Here is a 23,593-nt window from a genome sequence, read left to right as displayed (position 1 = left end):
CAGCGGCGGCAGGCACCCTCCACTAATCTAGACAGTACAGTCTATATCGATGGAGGAAACCTGATGGTTAACAAGATTCGCACCACTCATGTCGGCTCGTTGCCGCGCACCCCGGAGCTGTTGGAAGCCAACCTGAAGCGCGAGGAGCTGCCAGCCGCGGAGTTCCAGGGGATTTTGGAGGCTGCGGTAGCGGACGTCGTCAAGCGGCAGCTCGACCTTGGCCTCGACATCATTAGCGAGGGCGAGTACGGCCACATTACCTCCGGTGCGGTGGATTATGGCGCGTGGTGGAATTATTCGTTTAGCCGCCTGGGCGGGCTGACGATGACGGATACCGACCGCTGGGAATCGGCCGAGGTGGTCCGCTCCAAGCCGGGTGAGCCGCGGCTGACGTCGTTTATTGATCGCCGCGACCGCGCGTTGTTCTCGGAGGCCTATAATGATCCGGATTCTGGCATCTTCACCGGCCGCGCCAAGGTGGCGAACCCAGAGTTCACCGGACCGGTAACCTACATCGGCCAGGACGAGGTCGCCGCCGATGTTCGCCTGCTTGCCGACGCCCTCCCAGCCGGCACCCCCGGGTTCATCGCCGCCCTTTCGCCTGGCTCGGCCGCACGACTGACCAACCGCTACTATGACGATGAGCATGAGCTGCTTGCCGACGTCGGCCGAGCCATGCGCACCGAATACCAGGCCATCACCGATGCTGGGCTGACTGTGCAATTCGACGCCCCCGACCTGGCCGAGGCCTGGGACCAAATCAACCCGGAGCCGTCGGTTGAGGACTTCCGTGGTTTTATCCGCGAGCGTATCGACGTCCTGAATGATTCCATCGCCGGCCTGCCCAAGGACCAAACGCGCCTGCATATCTGCTGGGGCTCCTGGCACGGCCCGCACGTCACCGACGTGCCATTTGCAGATATCATCGAAGAAATCCTGCGCGCCAAGGTCGGCGGTTTCTCCTTCGAGGCCGCTTCGCCACGCCACGGGCACGAGTGGCGCGTCTGGCAAGACCACGCGTTGCCGGAAGGCACCGTGATTTACCCGGGCGTGGTCTCGCACTCGACCAACGCGGTAGAACACCCGCGCCTTGTGGCCGATCGCATCATCCAGTTTGCGGAGGTAGTCGGCCCAGAAAACGTCATTGCGTCGACCGACTGCGGCCTGGGCGGCCGCCTACACCCCCAGATTGCATGGGCGAAGCTGCAATCCCTAGTGGAGGGCGCTGATATCGCTTCCCGCGAACTCTTCTAAAACGTACAAAGCCGCTCCGGAACTCCGGAGCGGCTAAATTATTGAGGGTTTAGAAGCGCACGCCCAGCTGCTTGAGAGCATTCGTCGTCGGTTCCAATACTCTGCATTCAAGGGAACCGATGAGGGGCAGCTGCAGTGTGGATCTGGGCGCGGAGTGCTCCAGCACGCTATCCACAATGCGGGCGTGCGAGGAGGTAACGCAGAGCAAGATGCGCTTAAGCATAGTTTGTCCTTTCTTGTGGTTATGTCCACTATTGCTGATGTAGGTAACGGTGCAACTAAAGGACAGTGAATTTCCAGTAAATCGGTAGACTGTTAAGTCATGACTGATTCGACCATCCACGCATCCGATATCCAGCAGGCACAGGCACGCATCAGCTCCGAAATCGCGCCGACGCCGCTGCAGTATTGCCCCCGGCTTTCTGCGGAAACGGGCTGTGAGGTCTATTTGAAGCGCGAAGATCTCCAGGACGTGCGCTCGTATAAGATTCGCGGCGCGCTCAACAGCATCTCCAGCCTGTCGCAGGAGGAGCGGGAGCGGGGCATCGTGACGGCATCGGCAGGCAACCATGCCCAGGGCGTGGCCTATGCGTGCCGCACCATGGGGATTCAGGGCAAGATTTTCGTTCCAGAACCCACGCCCATGCAAAAGCGCGATCGCATCCATGTGCATGGCGGGGACCAGGTGGAACTCGTAGTCGTGGGTGCCAACTTTGACGAGGCTGCGGCCGCCGCGCATGCCGATGCCGCCGAGCGCCACGCCACCTTCATCGAGCCTTTCGATGCCCGCGATACGATCATCGGCCAGGGCACTGTCGCGGCGGAGGTCTTGGCGCAGCTTTCGGCGAAGGGCGCCTCGGTCGATACCATCGTCGTTCCCGTTGGCGGCGGCGGGCTGATTTCTGGCATCACCTCCTATATGGCGGATATGGCACCGCACGCCAAGGTGGTAGGAGTGGAGCCGGAAGGGGCGGCATCGCTAAGAGCAGCCTTCCGGAACGGTGGCCCGGTGGCGCTCGATAGCGTGGATCCATTTGTCGATGGCGCGGCGGTCAAGCGGCTGGGTTCGCTGCCGTATGAGATTTTGGAGGCCAACCAATCGCGCCTGCACTGGGACACCGTCTCTGAGGGAGCGGTGTGCACGGACCTGCTCAACCTGTACCAGAATGAGGGCATTATCGCCGAGCCCGCCGGTGCGCTGTCCGTGGCTGGGCTGCAGAGGGTGCCGCTGGAGCCGGGTTCGACGGTGGTCTGCGTGATTTCTGGGGGCAATAATGACGTGCTGCGCTACGCCGAAATCATGGAGCGCTCGCTGGTGCACCGCGGCCTGAAGCACTACTTCTTGGTCAATTTCCCGCAGGAACCGGGCCAGCTGCGCCACTTCCTGTCTGAAATCCTGGGGCCTAGCGATGACATCACGCTCTTTGAATATCTCAAGCGCAATAACCGCGAGACCGGTGCCGCGCTGGTGGGCATACAGCTCAGCCGTGCCGAAGACCTGGCAGGGCTGAAGGAGCGAATGGCTGAGTCCAAGATTTCGGTGCAGCACCTGCAGCCGAATACCCCCGAGTACGATTTCTTGGTGGCCTAATGCGCGATTCGTATCGGCGCCCCACCGGCCAGGTGGAGCACGAAATTGAGATCAAACGCTCGCGGTTCATTACCTTGATCGGCCGGGTGACAAATGAGGAAGAAGCACGGGCGTTTATCGATGCCGCCCGCCAGCGCTTTCCCGATGCCCGCCACTATTGCTCCGCCTATGTCTACCACGTCGACGACGCGAACCCCGTGGAGCGCTCCTCCGATGATGGCGAGCCTTCCGGGACGGCTGGAAAGCCCATGCTGGATGTGGTGAAGGGCTCTGGAATGCTCGATATTTGTGCGGTGGTCGTGCGTTATTTCGGCGGCATCAAGCTGGGCGCGGGCGGGCTCGTGCATGCCTACGGCGGGGCGGTGAGCGAGGCCATGGAGAAGGTCGAGGCGGTCACACGGGCGCGCCGGGAGCTTTATACGGTGGAATGCCCGCACGCCACGGCCGGGCGCCTCGAGGCGGATTTGCGCGGGCGCGGCATCGACATCACCGACACCGAATACGGCGTCGCCGTGACTTTTACCGTGGCCGTGCGCCCGGGTGGGCTCGATGAGCTCCAGGCGATGCTCGCGGCGCTTTCCCAAGGCGAAATCAGCGCGCGCGAAGCAGGTTCTGCCTGGGTTGAGGTAGGATCTGGAGCATGACTATGCAGCAGCGACCGAATAACCCCATTGCGCAGCGCAAGCAGCAGGTGCGCAAGCACTCCCGCAACGCCGTTATTTCCGTTGCCGGTGGTGTTGGTGCAGGAGTCGTTTTAGGTGTGCTTTCTGCTAATTTTGCCGCTTGGATGATTTTGGGTCTTATCATCGCCGTGGTGGGTGGTGGATATAACTGGTTGAAGATCCGCAAGATCGTCAACGAGAACCACAATAATTATTAATGCCTACCCCGCAGCCAAGCGGCCGCCCCGTCCGCATTGATGCTTGGGTATGGGCGGTGCGCATGTTCAAAACCCGATCCGCTGCGGCCACCGCGGTGCGCGCCGGGCACGTGAAAATCAACGGTGAAGCGGTAAAACCCGCCCAACAAGTCGTGCCAGGCGATAGGGTGCGCGTGTGGCGCAACCACCACGAGCACGACTTGGAGGTGCTGGCTACCGTTGCCAAGCGCGTGGGCGCGCCGGTGGCGCGCACCTGCTATACCGATCACGCGCCTCCGCCACCGCCCAAGGAATTCCAGCCCGCCGTACCGGTGCGCCCCCGCGGCGCGGGCCGGCCGACGAAGAAGGAGCGCCGCGATATGGAAAAATTCCGCGGCGGATTCCGCTAAGAGTTTGCTCGCAGCGCCTTAAGGCGCGCGTTCAGGCGGCGCCGCCGGCCGGTGCGGTCGCCGGATTCAGCGGTGGCCTCGATGTGCTGCTTGCCAAACTTATTGAGCAACAGATCATCGATAAGGCGCACTTGGCCTGGCCGAAAGCGGTAGCGCATGGTGTCGTGGACGTGGGCAATGGCGTCATCGTCAAGCAGCTGCTCGAGCTGGTCCAAGGATCGGATATCGTTTTCCTCCAAGATTTCCGCGAGGAAGCGGTAGTGCTCCGAGCGCGAAAGCGGAAAGCGATTGCCCAAAATGATGGCCAGGACGCCAGGCAGGGTTTCCGGGGTAAGCTCCACGTCCGTATCCGCCTCCGTGCGAGGGGCCTTGAGCGCGGCGATCTCATCGAATTGCTGATCGGCCAATTCGATGAGGCCGGCGGCCAGCGTAAACAGGCGGTCGACCTCGGGCGAGGGCGGGGTAGGGCCCTGCTTATAGCGGATATCGTGTTCGAATTCCGCCCATGCGTGCTGCAGCACGGTGCGAATTTGCACCTCAAAGGTCCAGCCCACGAAATCGGCGAGCTCCTCCATGGCCGCCGCGCTGTCGTCCGTCACGGTGAGCACCAGGTGGTGGGAACCGTAGCCAAAGCCGCCGGAAATGCGGGTCTCGGCCGCCTTATCCACGGAACGCACGACCTTGAAGGACTCGCCCAGCACGTCTAGGGCATTGGGGATAATGGTGGAGTGGTACAGAGTAACGCGCACGCCCATGACATCGTGGATATCGTCCCACGGGGTGGGGTAGATAAAATCGCCGCCCTCGCCCCGCTTCTTGGCCTTGCGCTTGAGTGAGGACCACGTCTTGACGCGGGTCGATACCCGGTCAAAGATGATGCCAGCGTCATTGAGCAGATCCTCGATGGCGGTGCGAAAATCCTCCGCCGCCGTGGGGTGGCTGCGGGTCCAGGCATGGTACTGATTGCTCAGCCGCGACATCCTGCTTTCCGCCATGGTGCTCCTCTCATAATTCGCGGGGAAATCCGTTAGACCATACTAGCGGGCGCGAATGTAAAACGGTGCGATGGCGGGGAAGTTGTTCGGCGGCGGCGCGCGCGAGGTCGCGGGCATACTCATCGGGTAGGTGGGCGAAGACGAAAACCGTCGCGGAATCCGGCACCAGGTAGGTCAAAGAATGCGAACGCATGAGTCGGCGCATGTGTTTATCCAGCACAGTGAAGGTTTCCGGGTGGGCCAACCAGGAGGAAATCGGGGCGCCGTGGGAGCGGACTTGCAAGCCGCCATAGGGTGCTGCGGCAGGCAGAGCGCAGCGAGCCGGGCGCGTCCAAAAGCGCAGGCCCTGCGAATCGAGCGCGGCGCGCTGCAGATTCAGCGAGGCACAATTCCACGCCTGGCGGGTAGAGACATCCAGATCAGCGAGCCCGCGGTGACTAAGCCTGCGAAAAGTGCGCTGCCCGGGAAAGACCAGCGCCATCGACAGATTGGGCGAGAGCTGGATGGTGGCGAGGGAGTCGCAAAAGCCGTCATCGGAAAGCCGCTGGTGTTTAATCCACGACCGCGCGAACAGCGCCGGCAGCAGATTAGTGGTGGTGGGGCGGGGTGCGTCGAGCGTAAGGGTCATGGCGATTTCTCCAAGGTAGTGCGTATCCGCCCCTATTGGACTGGAGAAATGGCCAGGTGGTTCCCTGCGGGGTTAAAAAGGCGGCTCGGCGTCGAGCTCCAGCTCGGAAAAGAGCTGGGCGCCGGACCACATGGTGATGTCCTGGCCCTTTTCCTGCAGCTCTTCGGCGCGCTTTTCCTTGGAGGTCTTCTTTGCCCATTCGCCGACGACGAGCAGGGTAGTCTTCTTGGTGACGTTTTTGCCCACTTGCCCGCCGCGCTTGGCGATGCCCTGCCACAGCATCCCCTTATCGTACGGCTCGAAATCGCCGGTTAGGGTGACGTGCTGGCCGTAGAGCGCGCCATGGGGATCGGCGTCGGGATTGGGATCCGGGATGGTATCCGGGGTGGCAACGGCTTGCCACGGCGCCCGGTTGGAGGACGCCGACTTCTTGCTGGTTCCCGCAGACCGAGTGGAATCGCGGAAATCGGTGCCGGCGCCCAAATCGTCGCCGGAGGTGGGCGCGGTATGCGCGCGCAGGACCGGCAGGATGGCTGAGGATTCGAGCCGCCCGAGGCGAAACTCGCGGCTGGTAAAGAGATCGGTGATGCTTCCGGTATGCCTGAAGCGCTGGGCCAGCCCCGTGATGATGGTGCCGGCTGCGCGGGCGTCCTCGGTGGCATCGTGGTGGGTAAAAGAGGCCCCGCCAAGGTGCTTCACGACGGTAGGAAGCTTGTGGTTGGCCACCGAAATAACACCTTGCTTGGAAGCATCGCGGGACAAAGCGAGCGAGCAGGCGAGTGGGACGGTGGGGACATCGGCGCCGGCGGCCAGCAATCCGGAGCGCAGCGCGGAAGAGTCGAACTGAACATTGTGCGCGACGATGACATCGCTGTCGATGAAGTCAAAGAGCTCTGCAGCCGCTGTGGCAAAGGGTATGGCACCTTCGACATCGGCGGCGGTAATCCCATGGATGGAGATATTGATCTCGGCAAAGTGCTCCAAGCCTGGGGGAGGGGTGCACAGCCACGACTGGGACGCGGTTTCCTGACCATCGCGGTAACGCACGGCGCCGATCTGGCAGATGGAGCCCCAATTATCATTGGCGGTTTCCACATCTACCGCGACGAAATCAAGCCCTGGGTTTTCTTCTTTAGCGGATGTGCTTGCGGCCGTGGCTGCCGCGGGTTCGGGTGCGGCTTCCGTCGGTGCGTCGCCCTTTTGTGCCGCCTCGATGGCGAGCGCCACGCGGTGGGGATCCTGGTGCGGCGCGAAGGCAATGCTGCCGGCGCTGCCTAGGGACAGCGAGCCAAAACCGGTGGCGGTGGGTTCGTGGGCACGCAGGTCATCGATGGCATCAAGCGCAATTTCTGCGGTGGCAGGCTCGCCCAAGCTGCGGGAGAGCAGGCTGCGGTGAAGCACTATTTTTTCCGCAGTGACATCGATGAATACGCCATGCGCGGGATACGACACGAAAATGGCCTTTCTTCTGAGGTGACAATCTAGGGAGGGCTGCTGCACAGAGATCGTACTCGCTTGTGCTCGGCGGAAATCCGCCGCGGGGGTGAAGGGTTTTAATCCGCCCCGCTGTGTTGCAAACCGGCATTGATAATCTGCACGCCATGCACCAAATCGGCGCGGTAGTCGGCCGCGGTGGTCCCGCCGGTGGTTTCTAGCAGTTGGCGCTGGGACTGTTCGAGCAGCGTGGCGCCCAAGACGAGGTGAACGGCAGTAAGGGCGGCGGCCTTGCGGGCGGTATCATCGAAATCGGGACAGGTGGCGGAGCTAAACTGCCCGACGAGGTGCTCCCAAGCCGGGGAATCAGGCTGCGAGAGCCCAGCTATGGCAACCTCCGCTCCATCGCGCCGGGCCAGGAGCAATTCGCGCAGGTGCAGGCTAATTTCTTCCAGCGTGGAACCGGCAACAGGGGCGATAATATCTTCGGCAAGAGCGGCAATGAGCGCCTGCTTATTGGCGATGTGCCAGTACAGTGCGCCTGGAGCAACGCCGAGGGAAGAAGCGACGCGGCGCATGGTGACATCGGCAAGCCCATAAGTATTCAATAGGGTCGTGGCGGCCTCGATGATGCTCTCGCGATGTAGTTGCACAGTGGAAATTGTACGTGCTTCAGCGCGGCAAGGAATAGCTCACAGGTACTTTTAAGACTGCAATAATGTCCCTTGCAAACTTGCATTGTTAAGATTGCGGGGACAAAAGAACCCGTCGTGAGGCGGCTTCGCATTCGAAAGATTGATTCAGGAGCTCTCCCTTGTCCTTTTTGACCCCTGCAAAGAAGTCCCTTTTCGCGGTCGCTATGGTTGCCCCGCTTGCTTTGGCTGCATGTAGCTCGGATGATGAGGACGATTCGACGAAGACCACGTCGTCTTCGTCTGCTTCCTCGTCTTCTGAGACCTCTGCGAAGGAATCGGCGAAAAAGTCTGAGGACAAAGACGCAGATAAGGACAAAAAGAAGGAAAAGGAAGAAAAGGACAATAAAAAGGCCGCCGAGGACACTAAGGAGAAGGACGAAGAAGGCGGCGATGAGGGCACCGACGCGAACCCCATGCAGAATGAGGATGATCCCTTCGCCAACGCACAGGACATCAAGCCCATTGAGGGCGGTCAAGAAGCAAACGACGGCGATAAGCAGGCCATTGAGCAATTGGTGCGCGGGCAGCATGAGATTGACAATGTCAAGGACTACTTTGGCTACATGCCTGCCCATGCTTGCAAGGCCGTGCGCGAAGGCGAGTCCGGGGATTTCCAGCAGTACCTCAACTACGTCGATAGTCTTCCCAGCCAGTCCTTTTCGGAATACGCAAACTCCATGCGCCAGCAAAGCCAGGGCAATGCCAAGGTCAACGAGTTCGCCAACCAGCTAGAGGCCATCCCTACCTCCACCAAGCTGGAATCGATCAATGACGTTGTGGTCAATGGCGATGATGCCTCCGCTACCGTGAGCGTGTCGAACCCTGAAGGCACCGATACCTCCACCGTTCGTTTCCGCCGCGAGGGCGACAACTGGACCTTCTGTAACTAAATTGTCTTCCCGCCAAGCTCGCTTGCCCCGCACCCTCGGTTTCGGTGCGGGGCTCCTCGCGTGTTCCCTGTTCGTTTTTGGCATCTGTGGTGCGCTCTGGGGTTTTATGCGCCCCACGATGACCGGCCATGCTGTCGACGGTGGGGGCTATGCCATTGAAGCCGTGAGTAACGCGCAATTTGTCGCATTTATGACCTTTGCGCTAGTCACGGGTTTCTTGGGGCTGTGCCTCGGACTGGCCGCATTTTCCCAGCGCCGCGGGCGCGGTCTCACGATGTTGCTGTGGGTAGGGCTGTGCGCGCTCGCGGGTGCTGCTTCCTTCTACGTCTTTGGTGGCATCACCACAACGCACCCGCCGGAGAACCCAGGGGACGTCGTGGAATTTGCGCCGAATTTTTCTCCCGCCGTTGCCTGGGCGGTAGCCCCATTTTTGGCCATGTTTTCCTACTGGTGTACCGCGTTTATTAGTTCCGACGCGGACTGGGAAGCTGTTGGCAAAGAGTCTGCTCAAAACAGCAGTGCGCAACAGCAAGTAATTACGCCCACTTAACCGGCGAGCTGCCACAGAATTCCCGCGCGATGTCATCGATTGCGTGCAGGACCGCATCGAGGCTGTGGCTTAAAACCCGCAGCAGCTGGCTTTGGCTAAGGCCCGCCCCGGTCAGGGTCGGCACATCGACATGGACATGAAGGCCGTCGTCAGTGGAGCGGCAGTAGGCCGTGCCGCTGTGGCTCGCTAGATTCCAGTCATTGCAGATCAGAAACAAGCGGGTGAACTCGTCCTCATCCGCATTCAGGTCCCACCGGCCTGTGATGATGAGGCTAGGCCCAGAGTCGAGGGTAAAGGTGCAGGCGATGGAGTTGACGAGGGCAAATAGGCAGATTTCACCATCGCTATGGAAGCGGTCGATGCCTATTTGCGGTAGAGCGGCCGCGAGGAGATCCAAGGTGAACGCGGGCGGTGTAGCGGTATCGTTTTGAGCCAGCATTAGATCTGGTTCTTGGGCCAGGGCCGGAAACTCGCGCGTTGCCACGCTGATGAGCACCTCTGCGCCGTTGAGTGCGGCAGGCACAAAAGCGGCCAATTGATCGTGCGTTGGTGCAGTTCCAGTGCTGAAGTGGCTCTGCCCACACAGCACCAGCGACCCGGCCTCGTCATAGTCCAGCACGGCGGTGGGGTAGAGGCAATCGGCATTCCAACTGGTGATAAATCGGGACAGCGCGGCGGCCTCGCCCAAGTCAACCGCGCCGCGCAGAGTGGTGTGCAGGTGGACAACCACATCGTCGGTCTGCGACACAAAGACCAGCGTGGACCCCGCCTGCCCATGGGAAATGACGAGTTCTCCAGTAGGTAGCGCCCAATAGGAAAAATCAAGCTCGCGGACGATGGCGCGCAGGTGCCGCTCAAGACTGGTGGATTCAAATTCAATCATCATGCACCGCACACTCGCCTTCGCTGGAAGTTGATTTTGAGTCTATCGCCCAAGAAGGTGTCCCCGCGGCGCTTTGGGCGATAGTATATTGATTTGTCTACAGATATAGCCCACGGTGATCAACCAGAAAGTGAGCCAGGAATGCTTCGAACCATCGATCTCCGCGGTCAACAGCTTCGCCCCGCCACGCTGCGCCGCGTTCTTCCGCGCGGCGGCACCGACGTCAATTCCGTCATGGGGACCGTCGTGCCGATGGTCAATAAGGTGCGCGACGAAGGCGTCCAGGCGGCGTTGGATTATGGGGAGCAATTCGATGGGGTGCGCCCACCGTCCCTGCGCGTCCCCCAGGCAGAACTGCAACGGGCCGCTGACAAACTTGATCCCCAGGTGCGCGCGGCCATCGAGGCCTCCATTGAGCGGGTGCGCCGCGTGCATGCGGATCAAAAGCCGGAGTCGCACAGCACGCAGCTGGCCCCCGGCGCCACCGTGACCGAGGTATTCCGGCCCATCGAGCGCGTTGGCCTCTATGTTCCCGGCGGCAAGGCTGTCTACCCGTCTTCAGTCATCATGAATACCGTGCCCGCGCAAGAGGCCGGCGCCTCCAGCCTGGTGGTTGCCTCCCCGCCGCAAAAGGAGCACGGCGGCCTGCCGCACCCCACGGTCTTGGCCACGTGCCACATGCTGGGCGTGGAGGAAGTCTGGGCCGTCGGCGGGGGCCAGGCGGTAGCGCTTTTGGCCTACGGCGATGCTGACGAAGACCTAGAGCCCGTGGACATGATTACCGGGCCGGGCAATATCTTTGTCGCTGCGGCCAAAAGGGCGGTGCGCGGGGTGGTAGGCACGGACGCGGAGGCCGGCCCGACCGAAATCGCCATCTTGGCTGATGAGACCGCGAACCCCGTCTACGTGGCCTACGATCTCATCTCCCAGGCAGAGCATGATCCGATGGCGGCAAGCGTGCTGATTACGGCATCGGAAAGCGTGGCCCAGCAGGTGCAGCAGGAGGTCGAGCGCCGCTATACGGCAACGGAGAACTCCGCCCGCGCAGCCGAGGCCCTTACCGGCGAGCAATCCGGCATCGTCCTGGTGGATTCCCTGGACGCGGGCATCGCCGTGGCGAATGCGTATACCGCCGAGCACCTAGAAATCCACACCGCGGATGCGCGCGCAGTGGCAGAGCGCATCAACCACGCCGGCGCCATTTTCGTCGGCGCGTATTCCCCGGTGCCCTTGGGAGACTATTCGGCCGGTTCCAACCACGTGCTGCCCACCTCGGGCACGGCGCGGTTTTCCGCGGGGCTTTCCACCCACACCTTCCTCCGGCCGGTCAATCTCATCGATTATGACCGCGGCGCCCTGGAAGAAATCGCCCCCAACGTCATCGCCTTTGCCAATGCCGAGCGCCTTCCCGCCCACGGGGAGGCCATCCGCGCTCGATTCGAGGAGAAATAAATGGCCCAGCTACATGACCTACCGCTGCGCGAGGAGTTGCGCGGCGAGACCGCTTATGGCGCCCCGCAGCTGCGGGTGGCCTACCAGCTCAATACCAACGAAAACCCTTTCCCGCCTTCGCCCGCGCTTGTCGATGCCCTCGTGGACGAGGTCCGCCGCTGCGCCAGCTCGCTCAACCGCTACCCAGAGCGCGATGCGGTCGAACTGCGCACCGAGCTAGCCCGCTACGTTTCGCAGCAAACCGGCGTGGATGTCACCTACGAGCAGGTCTGGGCAGCTAACGGCTCCAATGAGATCCTGCAGCAGCTGTTGCAGGCCTTCGGCGGGCCCGGGCGCAGCGTGCTGGGTTTTACGCCGTCGTATTCCATGCATCCGATCCTGTCTGCCGGTACCCATACCCGTTTTATCGAGTGCCCGCGCGATGAGAACTTCACCATCGACATGGACCGCGCCTTGGCAGCAGTGGCCGAGCACCAGCCCGACGTCATCTTTGTCACCACTCCGAATAACCCCACCGGTGGGGTAACCAGCCTGGAGGATATTGCCGCGCTTATCGATGCTGCCCCCGGCATCGTCATCGTCGACGAAGCCTACGCCGAGTTTTCTGACTCGCCGTCCGCGACGAGCCTTTTGGAAAAATACCCCACCAAGCTCGTGGTTTCGCGCACGATGTCGAAGGCCTTCGACTTTGCCGGCGGGCGGCTCGGCTACTTCGTGGCGGATCCGGCCTTCGTGGAGGCCATCATGCTGGTGCGCTTGCCATATCACCTATCCGTCTTATCCCAGGCCGCGGCCACTGTGGCCCTGCGCCACAGCGCAGATACCCTCGCTACTGTGGCGACCATCGCCGCCGAACGCGACATGGTGGCAGGGCGCCTGCGCGAGATGGGCTATACCGTCATGCCGAGCGAATCGAATTTCCTTTTCTTTGGCAATTTTGCGGATCAACACCGCGTGTGGGAGCAGTTCTTGGATGAAGAGGTGCTCATCCGCGATGTAGGGATCGACGGGTATTTGCGCGTGACCATCGGCCTGCCAGAAGAAAATGCGGCCTTTCTGGCTGCGGCGGAAAAGCTAGCGACTACAGTAGGAGCGGATACTTCAAAGGAGTGATTTATGACAAACCGTGTGGGGCGTGCCCAAAGAGCAACATCGGAATCGGATATCACCGTTTCCATCGACCTTGACGGAACCGGGAAAAGCGACATTTCCACTGGACTGCCGTTCTTTGACCATATGCTTACCGCATTTGCCACACACGGACTCTTTGACCTGCAGGTCAAGGCCACCGGTGACGTGGAGGTAGACGCCCACCACACCGTGGAAGATACCGCCATCGTATTAGGCCAGGCCCTGCGCGAAGCAGTGGGGGATAAGGCCGGGATCCGCCGCTTCGGCTCCCAATTGCTGCCCATGGATGAAGCACTGGTAGAGGCGGTCGTGGACTTTTCGGGCCGCGCCTACTTCGTGATGAATGGCGAGCCGGAACACCTGCAGTGGCAGGTCATCGGCGGGCACTATGCCACGGTGATTAACCGCCACTTCTTCGAATCCTTGGCCATGCACGCAGCTATTACCCTGCACGTCAACGTGCGCTACGGCCGCGATCCGCACCACGTGACCGAGGCGGAATACAAGGCGGTAGCCCGCGCGCTGCGCGCTGCCGTGGACCACGATCCGCGACAGACTGGAATCCCTTCGACGAAAGGAGCCCTGTAGCCCGTGCAGTTTATGATCCTCATCCTGTTTCTGGTGGCAGGCCTCTTGGTAGGAGGGGCCTGGTCCGCGTATCAGCAGGACTCGAAGTTTTTTACGGTCGTCGCCGCGCTTTTAGCCGTTATCACCGCGGCCGCGGCCATCGCCTGGATGGTTGGAGGCTTTAGTAAATGAGCGAATCCCAAGAGACCAATATTTGGAAGGTGCCCGGATATACGCCGACGATGGTAGCCATCGCCGCTGCCTTTGGCGCTTGGTCCATCCTGCTTCCTGTGGTGCCGCTTGCCGTCATTGATTCCGGCGGTTCCGCGACCTTGGCAGGTGGGTCCACCGGTATCTTCATGGCCTTTACGGTTGCCACGCAGATTATATCACCGTGGCTATTGCGCCGCTGGGGCTACCGGCGCGTAATGGCGCTGTCCGCTTTTGCCCTGGGCGTACCGGCCTTTGGCCACCTGTTGGGTACCGACGCCTGGATCGTCTTGCTATTTTCCGCTATGCGCGGGGTGGGCTTCGGCGCCCTCACCGTGTCCGAATCCGCGCTCATTGCAGAGCTCTCGCCGGTGCGTCTGCTGGGTAAGGCCACCGGTATGATTGGTGTATTTACAGGCTTGGGGCAGATGATCTTCTTGCCGCTCGGCCTGTTCATGGCCGATTCGCTAGGATACGCCTCTACTTATATCACCGCCGGTCTGATCGGCTTCTTGGGTTTTGCTATGTGCCTGCGCATCCCCAAGATCAAGGTCACCTTGGCCGAGGATAACGATGAAGAAGTCAATATCATCCGCGTTCCTACCTGGAAGCTGGTGTTGGTCCCGGCTCTAGCCTTGACCACCTTCTCCATGAGCTACGGTGCAATTTCCTCTTTCTTGTCCCCCGCAATGCAGGAACTCGATGCCGCTAAGGGCGCCAGCCTGGCCGGTGTCATGTTGTCCATCGTCGGCGGCGCGGCGATGATCTTCCGTTACTTCGCCGGCGTGGTGGCAGACCGCACTGGCGCCCCAGGCAGCCTATACATTCCGAGCCAGATCATGGCGATCATCGGTGTCGGGACGATTTCGCTCACCCTGTTTATGGAAGGCTCCATCTGGTGGCTGGTGCTCGGCGCCGTTCTTTTCGGTGGCGCCTTCGGTATCGCACAAAACGAGGCCTTGCTATCCATGTTTGACCGGCTGCCCCGCGAGCGGGTCTCGGAGGCTTCGGCCATTTGGAATATTTTCTACGATAGCGGCACAGGCTTGGGCTCGACCCTGCTCGGCGCCATGGTGGCGGGCTACGGCTACGACGGCGCCTTTGGAGCGGGGGTTGCGATCCTTATCGCCGGGTTGCTGCTCACCACGGCGGACTTCATCCTGGGCCGGACTCGTATCAGCGAGACCAACGATATCCGCACCCGTTTGCGTCGAATGCGTAAGGTATAGCCCATGACAAAATCGGTGGTGTTATTGGACTACGGCGCGGGCAATATTCGCTCTGCCCAGCGTGCCCTCGAGCGCGTCGGGGCAGAGGTAACCGTCACGGCGGATCCTTATCAGGCCCTCGAGGCAGACGGGCTGCTGGTTCCCGGCGTAGGCGCATTCGATGCCTGCATGACAGGGCTGAAGGCCGTGAATGGGCCGAGGGTCATCGGCCAGCGCTTAGCAGGGGAGCGGCCGGTCATGGGTATTTGTGTGGGAATGCAGGTGCTTTTCGATGCCGGCGTCGAGCACGGCATCCACTCCGAAGGCTGCGGCGAATGGCCGGGTACGGTCGAACGCCTGCAGTCCGATGTTTTGCCGCATATGGGCTGGAATACCGTCGAGATGCCGGATGACAGCGCGATGTTTGCCGGGCTTAATGCCGATGAGCGATTTTATTTCGTGCATTCCTACGGCGTTCGCCGCTGGGAATTAGAAACCGTCATTACCCGCCCGCCGCTGGTGAGCTGGTCCACGCACGCCGGGGATTCTTTCGTGGCGGCGGTGGAAAATGGCGCGCTCTGGGCTACGCAATTCCACCCCGAAAAATCCGGGGATGCGGGCGCGCAGCTATTGGAAAACTGGATGCAGACTCTCTAGGTAGGATGAAACCATGACTTTTACGCTTTTGCCCGCAGTCGATGTTGCCGGTGGCAAGGCCGTGCGCTTGGATCAGGGAGAAGCCGGTACCGAAAAGGTCTACGGTTCCCCGCGGGACGCCGCCCTTGAATGGCAGCGCCAGGGCGCCCAGTGGCTGCACTTTGTTGACCTCGATGCTGCCTTTAATCGCGGTTCCAACCACGAGCAAATGGCGGGAATTACTAAAGCACTTGGCATTAATGTCGAGCTTACCGGTGGCATCCGCGATGATGCCGGGGTAGAGCGCGCGCTGGCTACCGGCGCGAATCGCATCAATATTGGTACCGCCGCCTTAGAAAACCCAGAGTGGATAGAAAAAATCCTTGGTCAGTATGGCGAGAAAGTCGCCGTGGACTTGGCGGTGCGCTTAGAAGATGGCGAATGGCGTACGAAGGGCAACGGCTGGGTCTCCGATGGCGGGGATCTCTGGGAGGTGCTCGAGCGCCTCGATGCCGCAGGGTGCCAGCGCTTCGTGGTCACGGATGTGTCCAAGGATGGGACGCTGACTGGGCCCAATGTGGAATTACTGCGCGAGGTAGCAATGGCAACCGATGCCAAGGTCACCGCCTCCGGTGGTATTTCCTCCCTGGCGGATCTTAGAGAGCTGGCCCGGTATGAAAATGAGGGCATCGATTCGGCGATCATCGGAAAGGCGCTGTATGAAGGAAACTTTAGCCTGGAGGAGGCGCTCGCGGCGGTGGCAGAGGTAGAACCGCTGCCTGCAGAAGTTCCCATCGATCCCTATGACCCCGAGGAAGAGTAACCGATGATGGATCCGCGCGAGTTGGTGGCCTTCGCGGAGGCGGCCGTGGACCAAGTCGAGCCCATCTTTCGATCCGGCATCGGGGCGCCACCGGCCCACTTTAAAAGCCGGGGCGATTTTGCTACAGAGGTGGACTTGACCATCGAAAAGCAGCTGCGCGATATCTTGCAGCAGATGACCGGCATCCCGGTCTACGGGGAGGAATCCGGCGGAAGCATCCACGACACCGTGTGGGTTGTCGATCCAATCGATGGGACCGCGAATTATTCCGCGGGCAATCCCATGGCCGGCATCCTGGTGGCCCTGGTTCACGAGGGCCAGCCTGTCGCGGCCATTTCAGATTTTCCTCTTTTAGGCAGGCGCTTGGTTGCTAACGACGGCTCGCCGCTGCGCTCTGCGGGTGGGCCGGCAGGTGGATTCGGTGGCGGGGAGGAGTCCCCAGAACTCGATGATGCGCGCGGGCACGTGGGGTGTTTTTCCAGCCTGCCCACTGCAGCTTTCCACGAATTGCGCGAAACCGGCTTGCGCCCGCGCATCACAGGCTCGGTGGGGCTAGATAATGCCTTCGTGGCCCAGGGAGTTTTTGACGGTGCCGTCAATTTCTCGCCGCACCCGTGGGATAACGCGGCGGGAGCGCTCCTTATCAAGGCGGCCGGGGGCATCGTCACGGATCCGGAGGGCAATCCGTGGACCGTGCAGTCGCGGGGTATGGTCTCTGGTACCCCGCAGGTGCACGAGACAATCCTGGAAATCCTATCTCACCAATCAAATTAACCCTGACCGACTTGTGAAGGAGTAAGCCCCGCATGGCTGTAGCCGTACGCATAATCCCGTGCCTTGATGTGGATCAAGGCCGCGTAGTCAAGGGCGTGAATTTTGCGCACCTGCGCGATGCAGGAGACCCCGTGGAATTGGCCGCGCGCTATGAGGAATTGGGCGCAGACGAACTGACTTTCCTCGATGTCTCCGCGTCCAAGCATGGCCGGTCCACCATGCTCGATGTGGTACGCCGCACCGCCGATCAAGTCTTTATTCCGCTGACCGTGGGCGGGGGAGTGCGCAGCGTTGACGATGTCCGCGAGCTCCTGCGCACTGGCGCGGATAAGGTATCGGTCAATACCGCCGCGATAGGCAATCCCGGCCTGCTGCGCGAATTGGCGGAAGTCTTTGGCTCGCAGTGCATCGTCTTATCCGTGGACGCGCGGCGCACCGACGCGGCGCACGCACGGTCGGGGTTTGAAGTTACGACACACGGCGGGACGACATCGGCTGGCATCGATGCAGTGGAATGGGCCCAGACCGGCGCCGAGCTGGGTGTGGGGGAGATCCTTTTAAACTCCATGGATGCAGATGGCACGAAGGCCGGATTCGACCTCGAACTTCTGCGCGCGGTGCGAGAAACGGTGAATATTCCCGTCATTGCCTCCGGCGGAGCGGGCGCAGCAGCGGACTTTCCACCCGCCGTTGAAGCAGGTGCCGATGCTGTCCTAGCAGCCAGCATTTTCCACTTTGGGGAGGTAGAAATTGGCGAGGTTAAAAAGGCCTTGGCAGATGCCGGACACGAGGTGCGCCGATGAGCAATCCCGCAGACTATGAGCTAGACCCACAGATTGCTGCGCTACTCAAGCGCAATGAGCAAGGGCTCGTGCCAGCTATTGCCCAGGCCGATTCCGGCGAAGTGCTGATGCTTGCCTGGATGGATGACCATGCGCTTGCCCACACGCTGGCCACGCGCAAGGGCACGTACTTCTCGCGCTCGCGCGGCGAGTATTGGATTAAGGGTGAGACCTCAGGACATACGCAGGAGGTGCTCGGTGTGCGCCTTGATTGCGATGGCGATACCATCTTGCTGACCGTGCGGCAGCGCGGCGCCGCGTGCCACACCGGTGACCGGACATGCTTCGATGCGAAAGTTCTTTTAGGGGATGATTCCTAATGACGAGGCGACTTGGCCCGCTCCTTATTGCGGTGGGCACGGCGGTGCTGTGGTTTTCTTCCCGTAGCACTTGGGTCAAAGCGGTAAGCGAGGACGATAAGTCGGGCTCGGCAACCAATGAGATCGTGGGTTCCGCGTGGTCCCTAGAACTGATGGCATTGACGCTGGTCCTCCTCGCCGGTGTACTCGCGGGGATTGCGCTTCGCCGAACGGGGCGGCGCATCGTGGCCATTGTGTGCGCCCTCGCCGCGGCAGGCGCCGCGTGGAGCCCTATTAGTCTGCTGACCAGCGGCGCTGATGCCGAGCGCGCGCAAAAAATATTGCAGGGCGCTTCCGCAAATGAAAACGCGGTGGATTCTGCCGCAATTTCTGATTGGGCTACCGTCATTTCCACGGAGGTCACTAAGCTGGGCCCCATTGTCGCCATTATCGGGGCCGCGCTGGCATTTTTCGGCTCCGTACTCTTGGCCCAGAACCCGGGCAAGGACAAGGTCAAGGCGTCGAGCAAATACGAAACCCCTGCCGCCCGCCAAGAAAAGCTGGCGGAAGATTTGGAGACCTCATCCGATTCCGGCCGTGTGATGTGGGATGCGCTCGATAGCGATATCGACCCGACCGATGTAGGCCGTAAATAGCCCCGTTCGCGCAGCACAATTTCCGGAAACGCCCCGAATAGCGTTAATCTAAGTGTGATTTTAATCGCGCTTGGAGGGAGGTGCTCATGCCCACACCCATTGCCGTCGATCACCTGGTCGCTGGGGTGCTAGAGGATGTCGCCGCGCGTGAAGCACGCGTTTCCTTTCAAGACATCAAGGCGCGCTCTCGGGATATGGAGCCTCCCCGCGATGCCCGCGCGGCGCTTTTAAAACCAGGTTGTTCGGTCATTACGGAGCTCAAGCGCGCCGTTCCTTATACCGGGGAAATTGCCCACGTGGGCTCGGCCGAGCAGATGGCCGAATGGGCGCGCACCTTTGAGGACTGCGGCGTGCATCTGATGGCCTGCCAGACGGATACGCGGCGCTTTAACGGATCGCTTGAGGATATGGCGGCTGCGCGCGCTGCCATCGATATCCCGATGATGGCGCGCGACCTTATCGTGGATCCGTACCAGATTCACGAAGCCCGCTGCTTTGGCGCCGATGCGATCCCGCTGCAGGTCGAGCTTTTAGAACAAGCCCGATTGGAAGCCCTCCTGGACCGCGCGGAATCGCTGGGGATGACTGCCATCGTGGAGGTGCGAACCTGCGGGGAGGTCAACCGCGCCATCAAGGCCGGCAGCAGCGTCATCGCGATCAATGCGTGGTCGCTTGCCTCGGATGAGATCAACCGAGAGGCCTTCAATGATATCGCCCCGGGGCTGCCGGAATCGCTCCTGCGCATCGCCGTGGGCGGGGTGAATAATGCCCGCAACCTTTTCCACTATGCCTCCCGCGGAGCGGATGCGGTACTGGTCGGCGAATCCGTCATGGCGGCCCAGGATCCCACCGCCTTGGCGCGCTCTCTCGTGGCTGCGGGCCAACACCCAGCGTGCCCCTCGCGTAAAAGTTCCTAGGAAAACTACCCCAAACTAGCTCACGGCCACTCTGATAAGGCACACTATCTACGTGCATACTCAGAATCTTGCAAATATCCCCTCTCCGCCGCAGGGCGTGGTGTGGCATCTTGGCTCCATTCCAATCCATGCGTATGCGCTGTGCATCATCGCCGGCATCCTCGTGGGCATGTGGATGACGCTGAGGCGATACACAGCCCGAGGCGGTAATCCCGATACCGTGTGGGATGCGACCATCGTCGTTATCCCCGCGGGCATCGTGGGCGGGCGGCTCTATCACGTCATCACGGATAACCAGAAGTACTTCTGTGATACCTGCAACCCAGTCGATGCCCTTAAGGTCACCAATGGTGGTCTCGGCATCTGGGGTGCGGTCGCCTTAAGCGCCGTAGCGCTGTGGGTAATGTTCCGGATCAAAAAGATCCCCTTGGCGCCGTTTGCGGACGCGGTGGCGCCTGGCCTCATCCTTGCCCAGGGCATCGGCCGGTTGGGAAACTGGTTTAATCAGGAGCTCTACGGTCGACCGACCGACGTTCCGTGGGCGCTGGATATTTACTACCGCGTCGATGAGGCAGGGGAGTACGCGCCGGTTTCCGGGCATTCTACCGGTGAGGTCATCGCTTCGGTGCATCCGACGTTTTTGTATGAGCTCATCTGGAACGTCCTGGTCTGCCTGTTCCTGTTGTGGGCGCACAAGGCATGGAAGTTGGGGCGCGGACGAGTATTCGCCCTCTACGTCGTGGGATACACGCTGGGCCGCTTCTTTATCGAGGGCATGCGTTCAGACGAAGCCACCCATATCTTCGGTGTCCGCGTGAACCTCATTGTTTCTGCCGTTGTGTTTATTGCCGGCCTCATCGTCTTTTTCTTGCTGGACAGGCGGCGCAAGGGCCCCGAAACTCCAGAAGAAGTCGACCCGCGTTACTACCGCGAGCAGGCCGAAGGCGCTGCAGAAAATGGCGGCGAGGACGACGATAAACGCGTGGGAACCCCTCGTACCCAAGGCATCTCGGGCACTGCTAGCGGCCGCGAATGACCGGTTATGTGTGATCGTGTCCGATTGCCGTAGTTAAAGCGCCAAAAAATTGTGGCCTGTCGGCGCGCGAGGGAGTAGGTTGGGGGTTGTTCAATTTCCCCGATGGAATAGGCCAATAATGCTGGATAGAAGAACCAAAATTGTCTGTACTCTCGGCCCCGCTGTAGCCAGCGGGGACGGAATTTTGCGCCTTGTAGAAGACGGCATGAACGTCGCGCGCCTTAACATGTCGCACGGCGAGCATGCGGATCACGAAGCCAATTACAAGTGGGTCCGCGAAGCCACCGAAAAGACCGGCAGGAACGTAGGCATCCTGGCCGATCTCCAGGGCCCTAAGATCCGCCTCGGCCGCTTTAAGAACGGCAAAGAGCAGTGGGATAACGGTGAAATCGTCCGCATCACTGTAGACGATGTCGAAGGCACCCACGACCGCGTATCCACCACCTACAAAGGCTTGGCAGAAGACGCGAAGCCTGGCGATCGCTTGCTTATCGATGACGGCAAGGTCGCCGTCGTCTGCAAGGAAGTAGACGGCAACGACGTGGTGTGTGAGGTCACCGAGGGCGGCCCCGTATCCAATAACAAGGGCGTCTCCCTGCCCGGCATGAGCATTTCTGTGCCGGCCCTGTCTGAGAAGGACATCGAAGACCTGCGCTTTGCCCTGCAGCTCGGCGTGGACTACATCGCGCTGTCCTTCGTGCGTTCGCCTGCCGATGTCGACAAGGTCCACGAGATTATGGACGAGGAAGGCCGCCGCGTGCCGGTCATCGCCAAGCTGGAAAAGCCCGAGGCCGTCGATGCCCTCGAGTCCATCATCTTGGCCTTCGACGCCGTGATGATTGCCCGCGGTGACTTGGGCGTTGAGGTTCCGCTGGAAGAGGTGCCACTATTCCAGAAGCGCGCCATCCAGATTTCCCGCGAGAACGCGAAGCCGGTCATCGTGGCCACCCAGATGCTGGATTCCATGATTGAGAACTCCCGCCCGACCCGCGCGGAGGCCTCCGACGTGGCCAACGCCGTGCTCGACGGCGCCGATGCGGTGATGCTCTCCGGCGAGACCTCCGTGGGTGCGGATCCGCACAACGTGGTGCGGACCATGTCGCGCATCGTCAAGCGTTCTGAGACCGATGGCCAGGTCCCGCCGCTGGCGCACGTCCCGCGCACCAAGCGCGGCGTGATGTCCTATTCCGCCCGCGATATTGCAGAGCGCCTGAATGCCAAGGCCATTGTTGCCTTTACCTCTTCCGGCGATACCGCAAAGCGCGTTGCTCGCCTGCACTCTGACCTGCCACTGCTGGTATTCACGCCGCATGAAGATGTGCGCTCCCAGCTGGCGCTGACTTGGGGTGCTGAGACCTTCTTGAGCCCCGACGTCAAGTCCACGGATGAGATGATGGAGGCTATCGATAAGTACCTGCTGGATTTGGACGAGTACGACGAGAATGACTTGGTCGTCGTCGTTGCAGGTACCCCTCCGGGAATCTCCGGCAATACCAACATGATTCAGTGCCACATTTTGGGAGAAACCATCAAGGACTAGCGCACTGAAAAATCCGCCGCGCCTCCACACTCCATTGAGCAAAGGGAGACGCGGCGGATTCTTTATGCCAGAAGGCGCAAGGTTTACGCGCCCAGGTACGCCAGCACCGCCGCATGGGCGGCCTGGGTGGAAGCCTTGACCGTGGGCTCGTAATCCGGCAGGAAGTTGGCCTGGTGATTGACCGGGGGATCGGCCAGCTCTGCTTCGGGGGTGCACCCTACGTGCCAAAAGACGTACGGCACGCCCCATGCCTGTGGGAGGTAACAGAAGTCTTCGGAAGCGGTCGAGGGCGAGGCGGTAACGGATGCTTCCCCGAAGGTGGCCGCAAAGACCTCGTCGATGGGCGAATACGCGGCGGCGTCGTTATCGGTGACCTCGCCGTGCGCGTAGTACTCGAAGGTGGGGTCCTTCTCGCAGCCGGAGGCCACGCACTCGGCTTTTACCATGCGCTCTAAGGAGGCATAGACCTTCTCCGCCAGGGCTGGATCATAAAAGCGGGTATTGAGCACAAGCTCGGCGGAATCCGGGATGATGTTGTTTTTATCGCCAGAATGCAGCTCGCCCACGGAGATGACGAAGAACTCGTGCGGGGCTACCTCGCGGCCCACGATGGCCTGGAGCCGGGTGACGATCATCGCCGCAATATAGGTTGGGTCGATGGAATTATGCGGCATGGAGGCGTGGGCGGACTTGCCAAAGATGCGAATGCGCAGGGAGTCGCAGCCCGCCATGATGGGGCCGGCCGTATGGCGAACGGTGCCGGCACGGCCGGGCATGACGTGTTGGCCTAAGCAAATATCGGGGCGTGGCACGCGCTCGGTGAGGGTATCGGCGATCATGTATTTCGCACCCATGGATGATTCCTCCGCTGGCTGGAACAGGGCGAGGAAGGTGCCGGACCAGGTATCGCGGGAGGCATCGAGAAGCGCACAGGCACCGAGTAAGGCCGTGGTGTGCATATCGTGCCCGCAGGCGTGCATGTAGTCATTGGTCGAGGAATACTCCACGCCGGTGGCCTCCTTGACCGGCAGGGCATCGAAATCGGCGCGCATGAGCGCGGTGGGGCCATCGCCGTTGCGGAAAATGGCGACCATGCCATGCCCCCCAATGTTTTCTTCTACCTCGCAATCAAACTCCGCTAACTTGGCGCGGATGCGCGCCGCGGTGCGTTCCTCCTCGTGGGAAAGCTCGGGGTGGCGGTGCAGATCTTCGTAAAAATCCCGCTGCCACGCCAGGTCAGTATCCGCAGAGTGGACCACGGAAGCGATGTTTGTGGAATAAGACATAGTTTTCATCCCTTTGGTTAGGGTAGG

28 protein-coding genes are annotated in these 23,593 nt (G+C 61.0%); 21 read left to right on the top strand and 7 right to left on the bottom strand.

Translation table 11 applies throughout. The features are described 5' to 3' along the window. The first annotated feature begins 63 nt into the window (after window positions 1-63). A complete protein-coding gene (locus ACLI1T_RS07715) occupies window positions 64-1,254 on the top strand; it encodes a cobalamin-independent methionine synthase II family protein (protein ID WP_411702342.1) in 1,191 nt (396 codons plus the stop codon). A 49-nt stretch (window positions 1,255-1,303) separates the two neighbouring features. Here ACLI1T_RS07715 and ACLI1T_RS07710 read toward each other — a convergent pair whose 3' ends face one another. Further along, window positions 1,304-1,477, bottom strand: a complete 174-nt coding sequence (locus ACLI1T_RS07710) for a hypothetical protein (RefSeq protein WP_284771399.1) — start codon at window positions 1,475-1,477, stop codon at window positions 1,304-1,306. Window positions 1,478-1,576: 99 nt separating this feature from the next. Between ACLI1T_RS07710 and ilvA the strand changes: the two genes are divergently transcribed. From ilvA to ACLI1T_RS07690, 4 genes are read left to right on the top strand one after another with little or no spacing between them, the layout of a single operon-like run. Then, the gene (gene ilvA, locus ACLI1T_RS07705; RefSeq protein ID WP_411702341.1) at window positions 1,577-2,845 is read left to right on the top strand and encodes a threonine ammonia-lyase IlvA; all 1,269 of its coding nucleotides are present in this window, start codon (window positions 1,577-1,579) and stop codon (window positions 2,843-2,845) included. Then, complete coding sequence (locus ACLI1T_RS07700; protein ID WP_411702340.1) at window positions 2,845-3,489, top strand: YigZ family protein; 645 nt, start codon at window positions 2,845-2,847, stop codon at window positions 3,487-3,489. Before ilvA ends, ACLI1T_RS07700 begins: the two co-directional genes overlap by 1 nt. Next, a complete protein-coding gene (locus ACLI1T_RS07695) occupies window positions 3,486-3,725 on the top strand; it encodes a hypothetical protein (RefSeq protein WP_284769541.1) in 240 nt (79 codons plus the stop codon). Before ACLI1T_RS07700 ends, ACLI1T_RS07695 begins: the two co-directional genes overlap by 4 nt. Beyond that, on the top strand, window positions 3,725-4,114 hold the full coding sequence (locus ACLI1T_RS07690) for an RNA-binding S4 domain-containing protein (RefSeq protein WP_284769542.1): 390 nt from the start codon (window positions 3,725-3,727) through the stop codon (window positions 4,112-4,114). The genes ACLI1T_RS07695 and ACLI1T_RS07690 overlap by 1 nt, the downstream gene beginning before the upstream one ends. Here ACLI1T_RS07690 and ACLI1T_RS07685 read toward each other — a convergent pair. The 4 genes from ACLI1T_RS07685 to ACLI1T_RS07670 form a co-directional block, all read right to left on the bottom strand. Beyond that, window positions 4,111-5,109: a GTP pyrophosphokinase family protein gene (locus ACLI1T_RS07685; RefSeq protein WP_411702339.1), complete on the bottom strand. Its 999-nt coding sequence runs from the start codon at window positions 5,107-5,109 to the stop codon at window positions 4,111-4,113. The two genes, ACLI1T_RS07690 and ACLI1T_RS07685, sit on opposite strands and share 4 nt — an antisense overlap. A 10-nt stretch (window positions 5,110-5,119) precedes the next feature. After that, window positions 5,120-5,737: a hypothetical protein gene (locus ACLI1T_RS07680; RefSeq protein ID WP_284771403.1), complete on the bottom strand. Its 618-nt coding sequence runs from the start codon at window positions 5,735-5,737 to the stop codon at window positions 5,120-5,122. Window positions 5,738-5,809: 72 nt separating this feature from the next. Then, window positions 5,810-7,189 carry an exonuclease domain-containing protein gene (locus ACLI1T_RS07675; RefSeq protein WP_411702338.1) on the bottom strand — a complete coding sequence of 460 codons (1,380 nt, stop codon included), beginning with the start codon at window positions 7,187-7,189 and terminating at the stop codon, window positions 5,810-5,812. A gap of 101 nt (window positions 7,190-7,290) precedes the next feature. After that, the gene (locus ACLI1T_RS07670) at window positions 7,291-7,824 is read right to left on the bottom strand and encodes a TetR family transcriptional regulator (protein ID WP_411702337.1); all 534 of its coding nucleotides are present in this window, start codon (window positions 7,822-7,824) and stop codon (window positions 7,291-7,293) included. A 161-nt stretch (window positions 7,825-7,985) separates the two neighbouring features. Between ACLI1T_RS07670 and ACLI1T_RS07665 the strand changes: the two genes are divergently transcribed. Further along, the gene (locus ACLI1T_RS07665; protein WP_411702336.1) at window positions 7,986-8,756 is read left to right on the top strand and encodes a hypothetical protein; all 771 of its coding nucleotides are present in this window, start codon (window positions 7,986-7,988) and stop codon (window positions 8,754-8,756) included. A 1-nt stretch (window position 8,757) separates the two neighbouring features. Continuing rightward, complete coding sequence (locus ACLI1T_RS07660; RefSeq protein ID WP_411702335.1) at window positions 8,758-9,306, top strand: hypothetical protein; 549 nt, start codon at window positions 8,758-8,760, stop codon at window positions 9,304-9,306. On the opposite strand, the gene ACLI1T_RS07655 is transcribed toward ACLI1T_RS07660, so the two are convergent. Then, the gene (locus tag ACLI1T_RS07655) at window positions 9,293-10,192 is read right to left on the bottom strand and encodes a YbjN domain-containing protein (protein ID WP_411702334.1); all 900 of its coding nucleotides are present in this window, start codon (window positions 10,190-10,192) and stop codon (window positions 9,293-9,295) included. The genes ACLI1T_RS07660 and ACLI1T_RS07655 overlap by 14 nt on opposite strands. 138 nt (window positions 10,193-10,330) lie before the next feature. Between ACLI1T_RS07655 and hisD the strand changes: the two genes are divergently transcribed. The 14 genes from hisD (at window position 10,331) to pyk (ending at window position 22,280) form a co-directional block, all read left to right on the top strand. Beyond that, window positions 10,331-11,641, top strand: a complete 1,311-nt coding sequence (hisD, locus tag ACLI1T_RS07650) for a histidinol dehydrogenase (RefSeq protein WP_411702333.1) — start codon at window positions 10,331-10,333, stop codon at window positions 11,639-11,641. Further along, entirely contained in the window at window positions 11,642-12,754 is a 1,113-nt protein-coding gene (locus ACLI1T_RS07645; RefSeq protein WP_411702332.1) for a histidinol-phosphate transaminase, read from the top strand. A 3-nt stretch (window positions 12,755-12,757) separates the two neighbouring features. Beyond that, window positions 12,758-13,360, top strand: coding sequence for an imidazoleglycerol-phosphate dehydratase HisB (gene hisB / locus ACLI1T_RS07640; protein WP_411702331.1), 603 nt, complete (start codon window positions 12,758-12,760; stop codon window positions 13,358-13,360). 3 nt (window positions 13,361-13,363) lie between these two features. Continuing rightward, window positions 13,364-13,531 (top strand): hypothetical protein, encoded by a 168-nt coding sequence (locus tag ACLI1T_RS07635; RefSeq protein WP_172596685.1) that lies wholly within the window; start codon window positions 13,364-13,366, stop codon window positions 13,529-13,531. Continuing rightward, window positions 13,528-14,778 carry an MFS transporter gene (locus tag ACLI1T_RS07630; RefSeq protein ID WP_411702330.1) on the top strand — a complete coding sequence of 417 codons (1,251 nt, stop codon included), beginning with the start codon at window positions 13,528-13,530 and terminating at the stop codon, window positions 14,776-14,778. Before ACLI1T_RS07635 ends, ACLI1T_RS07630 begins: the two co-directional genes overlap by 4 nt. Window positions 14,779-14,781: 3 nt before the next feature. Further along, entirely contained in the window at window positions 14,782-15,414 is a 633-nt protein-coding gene (gene hisH / locus ACLI1T_RS07625; protein ID WP_349862760.1) for an imidazole glycerol phosphate synthase subunit HisH, read from the top strand. 13 nt (window positions 15,415-15,427) lie between these two features. Beyond that, complete coding sequence (gene priA, locus ACLI1T_RS07620; protein ID WP_411702329.1) at window positions 15,428-16,216, top strand: bifunctional 1-(5-phosphoribosyl)-5-((5-phosphoribosylamino)methylideneamino)imidazole-4-carboxamide isomerase/phosphoribosylanthranilate isomerase PriA; 789 nt, start codon at window positions 15,428-15,430, stop codon at window positions 16,214-16,216. Between the two features lie 3 nt (window positions 16,217-16,219). Continuing rightward, window positions 16,220-16,990: an inositol monophosphatase family protein gene (locus ACLI1T_RS07615; RefSeq protein ID WP_411702328.1), complete on the top strand. Its 771-nt coding sequence runs from the start codon at window positions 16,220-16,222 to the stop codon at window positions 16,988-16,990. A gap of 32 nt (window positions 16,991-17,022) precedes the next feature. Further along, complete coding sequence (gene hisF, locus ACLI1T_RS07610; RefSeq protein ID WP_411702327.1) at window positions 17,023-17,793, top strand: imidazole glycerol phosphate synthase subunit HisF; 771 nt, start codon at window positions 17,023-17,025, stop codon at window positions 17,791-17,793. Continuing rightward, complete coding sequence (gene hisI, locus ACLI1T_RS07605; protein WP_023022973.1) at window positions 17,790-18,152, top strand: phosphoribosyl-AMP cyclohydrolase; 363 nt, start codon at window positions 17,790-17,792, stop codon at window positions 18,150-18,152. The genes hisF and hisI overlap by 4 nt, the downstream gene beginning before the upstream one ends. Next, window positions 18,152-18,787, top strand: coding sequence for a TIGR02234 family membrane protein (locus ACLI1T_RS07600; protein ID WP_023022971.1), 636 nt, complete (start codon window positions 18,152-18,154; stop codon window positions 18,785-18,787). The genes hisI and ACLI1T_RS07600 overlap by 1 nt, the downstream gene beginning before the upstream one ends. A gap of 86 nt (window positions 18,788-18,873) precedes the next feature. Beyond that, window positions 18,874-19,704 carry an indole-3-glycerol phosphate synthase TrpC gene (locus ACLI1T_RS07595; RefSeq protein WP_239269984.1) on the top strand — a complete coding sequence of 277 codons (831 nt, stop codon included), beginning with the start codon at window positions 18,874-18,876 and terminating at the stop codon, window positions 19,702-19,704. A 52-nt stretch (window positions 19,705-19,756) separates the two neighbouring features. Continuing rightward, a complete protein-coding gene (gene lgt / locus ACLI1T_RS07590) occupies window positions 19,757-20,740 on the top strand; it encodes a prolipoprotein diacylglyceryl transferase (RefSeq protein WP_023022967.1) in 984 nt (327 codons plus the stop codon). A 121-nt stretch (window positions 20,741-20,861) separates the two neighbouring features. After that, the gene (gene pyk / locus ACLI1T_RS07585) at window positions 20,862-22,280 is read left to right on the top strand and encodes a pyruvate kinase (RefSeq protein ID WP_198010487.1); all 1,419 of its coding nucleotides are present in this window, start codon (window positions 20,862-20,864) and stop codon (window positions 22,278-22,280) included. Window positions 22,281-22,363: 83 nt separating this feature from the next. On the opposite strand, the gene ACLI1T_RS07580 is transcribed toward pyk, so the two are convergent. Further along, window positions 22,364-23,566 (bottom strand): amidohydrolase, encoded by a 1,203-nt coding sequence (locus ACLI1T_RS07580; RefSeq protein WP_411702326.1) that lies wholly within the window; start codon window positions 23,564-23,566, stop codon window positions 22,364-22,366. Between the last annotated feature and the right edge of the window lie 27 nt (window positions 23,567-23,593).

Origin of the sequence: Corynebacterium tuingiense, assembly GCF_046718165.1 — a bacterium.
GTDB lineage: Bacteria > Actinomycetota > Actinomycetes > Mycobacteriales > Mycobacteriaceae > Corynebacterium.
Note: the sequence above shows the minus strand (reverse complement) of the source record. Positions and strands in the feature narration are given on the sequence as shown.